Source organism: Capnocytophaga granulosa ATCC 51502 (assembly GCF_000411115.1).
Classification (GTDB): Bacteria; Bacteroidota; Bacteroidia; order Flavobacteriales; family Flavobacteriaceae; genus Capnocytophaga; species Capnocytophaga granulosa.
Genome location: NZ_KE150253.1, coordinates 316,500 through 328,446, shown reverse-complemented (window position 1 = coordinate 328,446; position 11,947 = coordinate 316,500). Strand labels below are relative to the sequence as shown.

Annotated in this window: 14 protein-coding genes; 2 read left to right on the top strand and 12 right to left on the bottom strand. The window is 38.9% G+C overall.

Annotated elements, in window-relative coordinates; genetic code table 11:
- Positions 1-4: 4 nt before the first annotated feature.
- From HMPREF9331_RS06550 to HMPREF9331_RS13115, 8 genes are all read right to left on the bottom strand, one after another.
- Entirely contained in the window at positions 5-538 is a 534-nt protein-coding gene (locus HMPREF9331_RS06550; RefSeq protein ID WP_016420213.1) for a DUF4303 domain-containing protein, read from the bottom strand.
- An 18-nt stretch (positions 539-556) separates the two neighbouring features.
- A complete protein-coding gene (locus HMPREF9331_RS06545; protein ID WP_016420212.1) occupies positions 557-1,555 on the bottom strand; it encodes a nucleotidyl transferase AbiEii/AbiGii toxin family protein in 999 nt (332 codons plus the stop codon).
- Positions 1,542-2,153, bottom strand: a complete 612-nt coding sequence (locus HMPREF9331_RS06540) for a DUF6088 family protein (protein ID WP_016420211.1) — start codon at positions 2,151-2,153, stop codon at positions 1,542-1,544. Before HMPREF9331_RS06540 ends, HMPREF9331_RS06545 begins: the two co-directional genes overlap by 14 nt.
- Before the next feature lie 65 nt (positions 2,154-2,218).
- Positions 2,219-3,280 (bottom strand): hypothetical protein, encoded by a 1,062-nt coding sequence (locus HMPREF9331_RS06535; protein ID WP_016420210.1) that lies wholly within the window; start codon positions 3,278-3,280, stop codon positions 2,219-2,221.
- Positions 3,281-3,304: 24 nt separating this feature from the next.
- Positions 3,305-4,243: an SIMPL domain-containing protein gene (locus HMPREF9331_RS06530; protein WP_016420209.1), complete on the bottom strand. Its 939-nt coding sequence runs from the start codon at positions 4,241-4,243 to the stop codon at positions 3,305-3,307.
- Positions 4,244-4,257: 14 nt separating this feature from the next.
- Positions 4,258-4,734 (bottom strand): hypothetical protein, encoded by a 477-nt coding sequence (locus HMPREF9331_RS06525; protein ID WP_016420208.1) that lies wholly within the window; start codon positions 4,732-4,734, stop codon positions 4,258-4,260.
- A 12-nt stretch (positions 4,735-4,746) separates the two neighbouring features.
- Entirely contained in the window at positions 4,747-5,691 is a 945-nt protein-coding gene (locus HMPREF9331_RS06520) for a hypothetical protein (protein ID WP_016420207.1), read from the bottom strand.
- Between the two features lie 12 nt (positions 5,692-5,703).
- Positions 5,704-5,871 (bottom strand): hypothetical protein, encoded by a 168-nt coding sequence (locus HMPREF9331_RS13115; protein ID WP_169450070.1) that lies wholly within the window; start codon positions 5,869-5,871, stop codon positions 5,704-5,706.
- Positions 5,872-6,146: 275 nt separating this feature from the next.
- Between HMPREF9331_RS13115 and HMPREF9331_RS13315 the strand changes: the two genes are divergently transcribed.
- Positions 6,147-6,359, top strand: coding sequence for a hypothetical protein (locus HMPREF9331_RS13315; protein WP_016420206.1), 213 nt, complete (start codon positions 6,147-6,149; stop codon positions 6,357-6,359).
- A 100-nt stretch (positions 6,360-6,459) separates the two neighbouring features.
- Here the strand turns inward: HMPREF9331_RS13315 and HMPREF9331_RS06510 are convergent, their stop codons facing one another.
- The 4 genes from HMPREF9331_RS06510 to HMPREF9331_RS06495 form a co-directional block, all read right to left on the bottom strand.
- Positions 6,460-7,656 (bottom strand): hypothetical protein, encoded by a 1,197-nt coding sequence (locus HMPREF9331_RS06510; protein WP_016420205.1) that lies wholly within the window; start codon positions 7,654-7,656, stop codon positions 6,460-6,462.
- A gap of 18 nt (positions 7,657-7,674) precedes the next feature.
- Positions 7,675-7,893 carry a hypothetical protein gene (locus HMPREF9331_RS06505; protein ID WP_016420204.1) on the bottom strand — a complete coding sequence of 73 codons (219 nt, stop codon included), beginning with the start codon at positions 7,891-7,893 and terminating at the stop codon, positions 7,675-7,677.
- 137 nt (positions 7,894-8,030) lie between these two features.
- Entirely contained in the window at positions 8,031-8,231 is a 201-nt protein-coding gene (locus HMPREF9331_RS06500) for a helix-turn-helix transcriptional regulator (RefSeq protein ID WP_016420203.1), read from the bottom strand.
- 67 nt (positions 8,232-8,298) lie between these two features.
- Positions 8,299-9,879, bottom strand: coding sequence for a Na+/H+ antiporter (locus HMPREF9331_RS06495; protein WP_016420202.1), 1,581 nt, complete (start codon positions 9,877-9,879; stop codon positions 8,299-8,301).
- A gap of 126 nt (positions 9,880-10,005) precedes the next feature.
- Between HMPREF9331_RS06495 and aspA the strand changes: the two genes are divergently transcribed.
- Positions 10,006-11,400, top strand: coding sequence for an aspartate ammonia-lyase (gene aspA, locus HMPREF9331_RS06490; protein WP_016420201.1), 1,395 nt, complete (start codon positions 10,006-10,008; stop codon positions 11,398-11,400).
- Positions 11,401-11,947 lie beyond the last annotated feature (547 nt).

Here is an 11,947-nt window from a genome sequence, read left to right as displayed (position 1 = left end):
ATAATTAGCTAAATATAGAAAGCCATTCTTTGATATCTTCAGGCTTGTTGAAAGACAAGGCTCTTTCTATATCGGTATCGTCGGAGGGCATTAGTTCTACGTTGATATACACTTGTTCTCGTGGTTGGTTCAGGGAAAAAATACCCGCAGCATCAAGTTTTTTCATCGCATATACCATAGCAGCAAAGCGGAAGTTGTATTCTTTCTCCCATTGTTCCTCATCGTTGTAATCCATCTCAGGGCGCTCGTAGAACAAGGTTTTTACCTGCTGAAAATATTCCTCATAACCAAAAGCATAATAAGGACTATCGGCAAATGAGTATTTGTAGTATGGTATTTCCTCTTGGGGGATAGAATTTTCATTTACGAATCGCTCTAAAGCTTCTTCTGACCACGCCGCAATACAAGGAGGAAGAGCCTCACCCGTAGTGAGTAACACACAATAGTAATAATGCTCTCCGTTTTCAAAGAGTTTTAAAAATGCTTTTTGAGTAGCCTTAAAAATAGCTTCGCCTAATAGTTGTAGTTCAGGGGGCATTTTGTCTAATTTTGTTTTTTATACATTATGAAATCTATTCTCTAAGATATGTATTCTCTCTAAGAGTTTATCAAAAGGCAAGGAATCTCTATATATCATTGACTCTCGCATCTCTTGATAGTCTTTTGCCCATATATCTACTATATTAGCGGGAGGTGTTAATTGTATTCTTTTTCGTATATCAGGCGTGTAATCTACTCCTAAAACACTTGTAAAGAGTTTTCTATGGTGTGCAATAGTCTCCCACAATTCATTGTTACTGATAGCTTCTATCGCAAAAGATTCGTCCATCATTTTTTCTAAATCATACAAGTGTCGTGATTTTCTCTCTGCCTTATCCCCTTTGTGAGTTGTGAATAATTCGTGTAATAGGAAGGCTTTTTCTAAAAAGGTCTTAGCAGGAGAGGCTGTTGTAATAATCACAGAAACCATATCTGTTTCAATTTGTTGGAAAGTAGAGGTTACTAAGCTCTTAACTTGTGTAGGCTCTGTTGGTTCAAAAAGCGAACGAGTACCCACTTCTAAAACAACCTTTGGTTGTAGATAGTCAATACTGCTAAATAATGACTGATAAAAGACTTCTATTTTTCTGGGTTCAGGATAGGTGTTGTCTCCTTCACCATTGGGTTGTGCGATGATAGTACAAAACTTTTGTAATCCAAAATTTTCTATAACTTGTTTGAGTGCTATAGTAAATTCTTTTTCAACAAACAAAGATGATTGCTTCCTAAGTTGTTTGATTTGTTTTTTTGTTAAATCTCCTTCATAACCAAAGTGATTTCTGTCAATAACTAAATCTATGTCTTCTGAAAAACGATGAATCAACCCATAAGATTTACTAAGAGAAGTACCTCCTTTGAAAAGGAGTTGGCTTGCAAAAGGCAATGTAAATAAAAGCTGTAAAAGAGTTGTGACCCATAAATCTTTTTCTACAGCTTGTATAGGGAGTCCTACACGTGCAGCAGTTTGGGTAATTACCGTTTTTTGTTGTTCTGGTGTGAGGTTAAAGTAATTCATACAGCTGTTTTATAAGGGTTCTTATCCAAGAGGGCATCAGTTTATAATCTACAGAGATTTTACTTTCTGGAATATTCAAGAGTATTTTTCTTAGTGCTTCATTATGTTCTTGTGTAATATGCGGTGCTCCTATCTCTTTCAAGGCAAAAACTATTAGTTGGGCTGTTTTATTCTGAAAAGAAAGGTTTTTAGGGGTGGTGTGTTTAAAGCAGAGTTGATGTCCGTCAAACAACTGAATTTTGCGAGCAGTACCATCGGTCATAAACACTATATTCATTGGTACTTGTGTGGTTAGCCCCAGTATATTCATCGCATAAGCACCTGCAGGAGCAATACGAATCTTATCACGCTTGGCAATACTTTGAGCGATTTGTTCGTAAGAAGGATAGAGTACCCCCAAACCTAAAGTTTTATCGTACTTAGGATAATAATAAATACCGCGAGCTATACGAATGAGTTTGCCTATATGGGTAAGCCGTTCTAATGATTTGAGTATGGTTTTTATTTCAGCTAAGGCTACAAAATCATTAGGGAAAAATACATTTCCCTTCCCGCATTTTGATAACCTTTTAAGTATTTTATCATCAGTACTTTCCATACGATATAAGCTATTATTTTGTCGCAAAAATACGCTTTTTTTGCGACAAAACAAGCGTGTTTTTATTATACTTTCTTCAAAAAAGAATCTTCTATATCGCTTACCACTACCACAAAATCATCGGTAGAAGGAATGCCAAGAGATACCCAGTCTTCTTTGAGGCGTTTGGCACAAGCGACTAATAGTTTTGTGGCAGCACTGCTCTTTTCTTGCATCTCGGTTTCTTGGTTGAAAAGGTCAAAGAGGGCAGTATCTTCATTGTCTGTTTCTATCTCTACGGTATGGGCATAGTCGGCAGTGTTCCAAAGTAAGCCATCGGCTCTTTTTCCATAGCTTTCCTTCCATTCGAGCCTTTCGCTTTCTGTGCCAAAACCTATTGTTGGGGGCATTATATATTGGTAATCAAAGGCTATATTCAGACAATACAAAGGCTCTGGGATAGGATAGGCTTTGATTGCAGGAATTAACAACGCATAGAAGCGCTCGGCTACACGCTCCGAGAGCTTTTTATAACTCACTTTCTTATCTTTCTTCTGATACCATACACCCCCATCTTTCCCTGTAATACTATTGAGTTCACCCAGCATATCATAAGTATAAACAAAACCACGTTCAAAGCCTTTTTCAGCCGAATTATCATCTTTCCCTATCCAATCACAGCTTATAAGTTTATCATTTTCATAGAACATTGTCTTCTGTGACCATTTATTGCCTTTAAAAGCTGCATAGATGGCCTGCAATAGCCCATTTTTATAGACAAATATCTTTGTGTTGATACATTTTTTTTCCTTAAAATACTCAAAATGATAACTGATAATTTGGCTGTCTTCTCGGAAGTAGAAAGTTTCATAACACTGTCCTTTAAACTCTGTATAACTGCGTTCCACGATAATCTCATCATTGGCATTCAAGCCATATTGATATTTATCCTCTGCATTTTCGGGAGCTTCTTTAAGGATTTTACTCTTGGGAAAGCGATTTTGCTCGAAATAAAAAGGCTCTAAGGAGAAGAGTCCTACGCCTCCTGCTGCCCAAAACCAACGCACTACCTGCGCCTCTATTTGGGCTTTCAACTTTGGATAATCCGCTTGGGCTTGTTCGTAAAGTTTTATTGCTTGTTCTCTCATAGGATTTATATTAGTAGAAAAAAGCTAAGGCAGGTTTATCTTCTTGAGTTCGCCAGCAGGGGTTAGCAATAGTGCCTCTTTGGCCTTATATTTATCAGGGTGATTGACACTCATTTTCATCTCATAGACCACTTGTATCATCGGCTCTACGATAATAGGATTGAGTACCACATCAAAATCTCGGTTAGCAATAGGTTGGTAATACTGGGTAACAGACTTGCTGGCTTGCATGACATTGCCTGCACGCTTGCTCGGTATAGGGGTACTGCTATAGGCCTCGTAGGTGTTATATAGCTCTGATGGTGAGGTCAAGGAAAAGCCATCGGTTATCTTCTTTTCAGCAGCGGCAAAGCTCTCACCTAGGGTCGCCTCATAGAGTTTTTGTTTTTCAGCAAAAGCGGCTTTGACCTTCTCTTTAAGTTCCTTCTTTATGGTCTCTAACTCAGTACTGTAGTAGTCCATACGCACAAGGTCATAGATCTCACTATTGGCCAAGAGGGTAATTAGCTCATTGAGACGAGTAGCCTCATGGAGCTTGATATGCAGGTTCTGCTTGAGTTCGAAGCCTGTAGGCACTTCATTGTAGGTACGTTTGCTAAATACTTTCTTCTCGGTCTCAAATTCGTACATAGGAACAAAGGAGATCATATCCACAAAAGCCTCCATGTTCTTAGCCTTTAGGGCAGAGAGCACAGGGGAAAGGCGCTGACTCATCAGGGAGGTAGCCTCTTCGGCGGTCTTTCCTGTCTGTGTTATGCTAAAGATAGCCACAAAGGCATCGGCCTTGATATTGGCCAGTCCCTTGGCTGAGACTACCATATCATAATTGGAGGGGAAATCAACCGAGAAGTCGCTGTTACTGATGCTATTTCGGCTTCTGTTTTGGTAATTGAGGTTTCCTGAGGCCTGCCCAAAACCGAGCATTGTGCTCACAAGGGCTACGGAGAAAAAGAAATTTTTCATATTATTTTCTGTTTTTATATTTTTAATGGTATTGAAACCCCTGCCGAGAAGCGGAATTTGCCTGTCTCAAAAGGATAGTTTTCGCTTATTTTACCCCACGGGAATGCATATCCTGCTTTTACATAGAAAATAAGAATTTGAATACCTGCTTCAGGGGCAAAGTAATAGGGGGAAAAATTCAACTGAGGGCGCAACATAAGCACAGGAATATCTATTAAACCTCCGTGAGACTCATCAGCTCTGATCCAAGCGGAAACTTGAGCTTCAGCAATAGCGATGAGTTTTTTGTCTTCCGAACGGAAGTTGCCCGCAAGCCCTGCCAATAGTACAAATCTTTCGCTATCATAACAGCTGAAATGTAGCCCCAACTGTCCATAGCTACTGCCTTGCTTGAGGTAACTTGCATCTATGACGGGGATTCTGCTGTCAGAGGTTTGGGCTACAGCAGGCAGGGCTATCCACATACATAGCAGTAAAAGGAGTTTTTTCATTAGATTCCGATTTTATTTTTTCAGCATAAGCATATTGACCTCTTGGATAAAGAAGTTGAGATTTTGATTGAGCGAATGTATCACTGATTGCATTTGGTCAAACATCTCGGCACGGGTATGCAAATCACCCGCATTATAGACGCCTCCATCGCTAAAAACAACTGCTTTTAGTGCCTTTTCTTTGTCATTGTCAAAAAGATGTTTGATCCATCTCTTTTGTGTGTTTCGCAAAACAGAGCTTTCTCCTGAATTGGTAAAACGAGGTTCATTAATCATATACCACACAAAGGGCGGAAATTCAATATCATTTTTCTCGGTCATAAAACAACGCAACAGATTGCGAGGGTGTTGTAGTATTATCTTTTTCCCTTTGGGATTAAGCGTAAGGAAGCTCAAGCCCGCACCGAGTATCCCGCTACCTACAGCAACTCCCTTATTCCAACCATCATCGGCTATATAAGCGCCCGCCACGGCGGAGGCCGCTCCCACAAGTATGGAGGCTACCGTAAGGCGGGTAACATTCTTGTCGTTGATGTCACTTAGCGTGGTAGCTATTTGGTCTATACGCTCTTCTTCACAATCCAGTTCCGCAGTTACCGAATTCATCTGTGAGAAAATAGCGTTAATCTTGCTATGGATTTCTATTTGTAAGGTATTGCGCTTTAGTTGTGCTTGCTCAGAAGAATCATCGGCCAAAGCGATTAATGATAATAAAGCCTCATCGGTATCGGAGGCATAAGCGATCAGGATATTTCTGGAGGATAGTTTCCCTTCAAAAAGTTTTTTGCCCAACGCAAGCTTTGCTTCATCAATTACTATAGGAGCTTCTTTCTCCTTTGTCACTGTATAGGGCGGAGGGACACAATAGTCATCAGGAGCTTTTATTTTCTTGGAAGATGCACAACCTATACAGAGTAAAAGGATAGGTAAAAAAAGGTGTTTATAACTTATATTCATAAAATTAATTTCTTATTTTTCGGTAAAATGGACAACCACAAGAGCAGCCGAAACAGCTATACACAAGCAGAAGTCGCCCACGATGGCTAAAGGGAATAGGAGGGCGGTTCTGAGGGTACTGCCAAACGTTTTTTGGCGTTTTTCCAAAAGGTGTGGGGTAATGAATATTTTTAGGTTCAAAAATGGGCTATTTAGTGCGGCAAATATACAAAAAATAATGATTAATTTTGTATATTTGTAGCTTTGTAGTATATACTAATCTTCGATTATGTATCAAATAAAAACAAGTGATTTTTTCAATCATACCCTAGATAAGGAATTAAGGGATATTGATTATTGTCAGGAATCTCTCAGATGATTCTTTTGCAACGGGAAGTAGTATTTTATACGCTATATATTCATCGAAATACAAGATAGAGTTCTGCTTTAAAGAAAATAGAAAGCTCCACTATATTATGATAGAGGAACTCTCTGAGCAGGGAGATAACAAGAATATAGCCCTTGAGTATATAGATGACCTGCACCTATTTGATATGAAGAGAGAAGAATTAGAAACTCTTCTAGGACAGCCTATTACGGATAATACACTTAGACAGAATCATATAGAACTCTATCTGTCAGAAGCGCAAGTAGATAGTTTGTATTATTTTGACATCAGTTCAGTATAAAAATTCTTTGCAAATTCGTCTGAGGTCATAATGTTATTGAATAAATTTATCAAAATCTGATTGAAAAAGTAAAGACGCCCTTACTATAAAAAATGAGTGATTACTCCACTGGATACTTTATTTCATAGGACAAAACACATACATTATTCTTCTTTTTAAAGCAGATTGAAACTATACCTAAGGGGACTTCCTTTTCAATTGTAATACTATTTTTCTGTACTATGTAATTTATATAGTAGTTGTTATCATAGAAACTTTTTAGAGGTATTTTTTGCAATAAGTTTTCAGATCCGTAAGGGAAATCAGTTAGGAAGGAATTATATGCCTGTTGGAGGTTGCTAAAGTTATATTCGCCTTGTACTTTCCAATAATTTCTATCATCGCCAGGTATTCCTACTATATGAAAGTTTTTACTTGCAGAATCATCTTTGTATTTCTTTTTAAAATAGAAAAAATAACCTCTGTCACGGAAGATAATAGTTGTATCGTTTAAATACAATCTATCAAAAATATTATCACACTCCCCTTCATCTTCAATTCCTTTGATAAAACTAATGCTATCCTGTTGAGGTTTTAAGAATATTGTGTAGCTACTTTCCTCATTAGGTTGTTTTAATTTTGTGGGGAATTTGTACTGAAAAACATATTTAGAACATACGTTAGGAGCTATCAAAGAATCTTTTTTTAGGTAAAATTGTGCAAAACGAGAAAATTGATTAGCATATTTTTCACTAAATGTTTCAATTCCATTATCTCTAATATATTTAAAACATTGCCATTCTCCGTGATATCTTTTATCTACAAGATTTTTCTTTATGTCAACATCGTTAGTGCTTTCCGTTTCTGATATACTTTTTATTTCACTACTTTCCTCTCTTCCCACACATATTTTTTCTATATTATCTACATCAAGTAATTTTTTATCAAAACTTAAAGCTGTAGGATTCTCTATATCGAGAGTTATATCGTACAATTTTTTTTCTTTCACACAAAGTAATAACCAAGCAATGGTATTTTCAACGACTTGTTTGGTATTGGGTTCATGCTCATCAGTGATATCCATATCAAAAAACACTTTGATAAATATACTATCTCGCTCAATGCGATCTATTCTTGTGAAAGCTTCAGGGTAATGTTGCCAATCTAAAGAGCTTGATTGTACGATTTTTGATATGATTTCTTCACAGTCCAATTCATCCTCTTGTTTATTTTGATTGTTACTACTTTGATTATTAATAAAATCACAAGAGACAAGTATTCCTATAAGGAAGAAAAGATAAATTATTTTTCTAATCATTTTGATTGTTTTTAATTATCATTTAAACGATTCCTTTTTCAATGTGTCACAAAGTTTGCCTTGTACTGCCTTGCGTATTTGGGCAAATTGCTCAGGGGCTAACTTTAAGATGGCGTAGAGTAGCTTGCGGTGAAAAGAATAATGATGGTTATACTCCATATAAGGCAGGTCATACGTTCGTATTTCCTCGCCTATAAGGCGATTAGTAAGGTTGTCAAGTTCGTTAAAGTTATACATGGTTATTAGTTTTTTAAATCAATTAGTAGATTAGTAAATTTGGAAATCAACAAATGGGCGTATTGTTCTTTCATTTCATTAGAAAGAAAACTACGCTCAATCCACTGTCGCCAAGTAGGTAACGCTTACTGCTTGTTTCATTCCTCAATAATACTTATGACCCCTACTTCGGCACCGAAGAGAGCCAATACTTGATTTACTTTATCTAAACGCAAGGTGCTTTTACCCTGCTCCAATTCGCGTACAAAGCGCAATCCAACGCCCGCTCGCATGGCCAATTCAGGCTGCGTAAGGCGTAACTGCTTGCGCCTTTGCTTTACAAAAGAAGCGATACTCATAATTAGCAAATTAGATTATACCTTTTCGGGTATAAATAATTTATCAATTAGCACATTGGCTAATCTGCTAATTCGTTTGGTTCTCCCATTTCTCTTCTTCTAAGTCTATCTGCCTTTCAAAGGAGCGCAGGAGCTGTTCGTTTAGGCGTGGGTTGCGATTGAGCTGCTGTAGGTACTCCCGCTGGCAGTGTAAGATAGCGATGTATTTCTCCCGCACTTCAGGGGTGATACTACACTGGGGAGTGTCGAGCTGAAACTGCCAGATGTCTTTTTGGTTTTGCAGCAGGAAGCTGTTGGTCTCATCCTTATAATGGGTGTCCATATATGCTAAGGCCACTCGTGCCAGTTCCTTGCGAACATAAGTCTCTGCTTCGGCCTCTGGGATATGGTCGTCATAGTTGGGAAAAGTAACCCGCTTGATGAGGAAAGGAAGGGTAAGTCCCTGCACAACCAAGGTGACCAAGATAACAATAAAAGTCATATAGAGAATCAGATGGCGATGGGGAAAAGGACTGCCGTCGTCCAAGGTCAGTGGTATGGACAGCGCCACCGCCAAGGAGAGCACCCCTCGCATACCCGCCCAGCCGAGAATCAGTGGAATACGTACATTGTTATACCTACGTCCATCGGCTACAGGGATAAAGCGCTTCATGATTTGAGTGATGAGTACAGCCCCATAAGCACAGAGGATACGTACTCCTATGATGACCCCTGCCATAAGTAGCCCATAATAGGTAGCGGTAGTCAGTTCCATGCCTCCCTGCTCAATGCTTGAGAGAATTTCAGGCAGACTTAGCCCAATGAGGGAGAACGCCAAACCGTTGAGAATAAACACGATATTATCCCATACCGCCATAGCCTTGTTGAGAGTAGCGGCAGGGAATATCTCATAGCGGAAATGGCTTAGGTAGGCACCCCCTGCTACTACGGCCAAAACCCCTGAAGCTTCCAAAGCATTGGCTATCATATAAATTATGTAAGGGGAAATGAATGTCAGAATAATATCCATATTAGCATCGGTAGGAAAGACCTTATGAACCAAGCGTATCAGATAAGCCACAGCCAAGCCTATCGCTACACCTCCTATGACTACCCATAGAAAACTGCCAGCCATTTGATACCAAACAAACTGTCCTGTGGTAACCACCAAAGCAGCAAAGCGAAAGACAATAAGCGAAGAAGCATCGTTGAGCAGACTCTCGTTCTCCAAGATAGTAGAAAGGCGGTGAGGTACCTTGACAAATTTCAGAATAGCCAAGACACTCACCACGTCGGTAGATCCTACCACTCCACCAAAGAGAAAACCCAAGGCCAAGGAAAACCCAGGCAGTACCATATTGGCCACCCAAGCCACTGTTGCAGAGGTGATAAAGACTACGATGAAAGCAAAGCTGAAGATAATACGTCTCCATTTCCATAGTTCCTTGAGCGACAATGCCCATGAGTCAGCATAGAGTAGTGGGGGCAAGAAAATCAGTAGTACCCAGTTGGGATCTATCGCTATATGCGGTAGCTTAGGCATAAGGCTCAAGCCTAAGCCTCCGAAGACCAATAAGATGGGGTAGGCTATTCTAAGCCGATTGGCCAGCATAGTAAGGCCGACAATAGTGATAAGGAGTAACAGAAGGAAGGGAAAATAAGCAACCATAAAAACGGATTTGTTTGTATTCTATAATTGGGCAAAGGTACAAAAAAATAAGGAAAAAAGTATGGTTGTATAAGAAAAAAAACGTAACTTAGCACCACTTTTTTAGATAGTATAAATACATTATATATGAAAGAGTTTAGAATAGAATCTGACCTTTTAGGGGAATTGCAAGTACCTAAAGAGGCTTACTATGGGGTACAAACACAACGTGCCTTAGAGAACTTCCACATTTCTAACAGCAAGATGAGTGACTATCCAGAGTTCATTCGTGCTTTTGCGTTTGTAAAATTAGCTGCTGCTCAAGCCAATGCTGCCCTTGGGGTAATCCCTAAAGAAATCGGTGCTGCTATAGAAAAGGCTGCCCATGAGGTGATTGACGGAAAGTTCCATGACCAATTTCCTGTGGATATGTTCCAAGGAGGAGCGGGTACTTCAGTGAATATGAATACCAATGAGGTAATCGCCAACCGTGCTTTGGAAATCTTGGGTTATGAAAAAGGGGATTATGTACACTGCTACCCCAATGACCATGTCAATGGCTCACAATCTACCAATGACTCTTATCCTACTGCCATTAAGCTCGCTGTATTCAATATGAATAAAAAGCTCGTAAAGCATGTACAAGCCTTAGCCGATGCTTTCCGTAAGAAAGGAAAAGAGTTCGCTGATGTAATTAAAATGGGACGTACCCAGCTCCAAGATGCGGTGCCTATGACCCTAGGTCAAGAGTTCGAAGCCTATGCAGTGAGCCTTGAGGCAGAAATCGCTACCTTGAACAAAACCGCCAATTCACTACTTGAAATCAATATGGGTGGTACCGCCATCGGTACAGGACTCAATGCCCCTCATGGTTACGCTAAGCTATGTACAGAGAACTTAGCTAAAGCCACTGGAGAGGCATTTGTTCTTTCTCACGACTTGGTAGAGGCAACACCCGATACGAGTGCTTATGTCTTCTACTCCTCAGGCTTGAAGAAATTCGCTGTGAAGCTCTCTAAGATCTGTAATGACTTACGCCTTTTGGCCTCTGGTCCTCGTGCAGGCTTGAGCGAAATCAATCTTCCTGCTATGCAGCCAGGTTCTTCTATCATGCCAGGAAAGGTGAATCCTGTAATCCCTGAAGTGGTTAATCAGGTTTGTTTCAAGGTAATTGGTAACGACCTTACTGTAACCTTTGCTGCTGAAGCTGGTCAGTTGGAACTCAACGTGATGGAACCTGTAATCTGCCAGGCTATCATGGAATCCATCACCCTCTTCCAAAATGCGGCTGATACGCTCAAAGATAAGTGCGTGGTGGGTATTACTGCTAACCGCGAAGTTTGCCTCAATATGGTAAAGAATAGCATCGGTATCGTAACAGCACTTAACCCACATATCGGTTACAAGAATAGTACTAAGATAGCCAAAGAAGCGCTACAAACAGGCAAAGCAGTATACGACTTAGTACTTGATCATGGCTTGCTTTCTAAAGAAAAATTGGACGAAATCCTAGATCCTAAGAATATGATCGTGGCCAAATAACGCTGGATATATATGTACTTTGTTTAATAATGACGAAAAGACTGCCCAAAGAGCAGTCTTTTTTTATTTTAATGTGAGTTCGATATAACAAAAGCTCCCACAGATTTTCACGGATTTTACAGATTTTCTATGTTTGTGTAATTGTGCTGTTGCGATTTACACAGATTTTTATAAGGCCTTTGGCCTTATTTATCCGTGGAAATTAAGGAGTTATACTTAGTTGTTGTATCATTCTCTCCGTGAAAATCCGTGGAATCTGTGGGAGAAAAATATAATTTTGCTTACGTCGAACTCACGTTATTTTATTAAATACATATAAACATTTTCAAAGTTAAATAGAAATAAGCGAATGTTAAATATATAATGCTGCCAAAAAAATATCAATTTAAAAAAATATTGCAATATCTTTATTTTAAAAGAAACTAATTTCCTGACTATCAGCATCTATAAAAAATGAAATTGAAATATAATTAATAAAAGACACTATATAATGATTTTTATTTAAAAATATATCTTTGTTTAATGAAATAAAAACAGCTTTTAACCC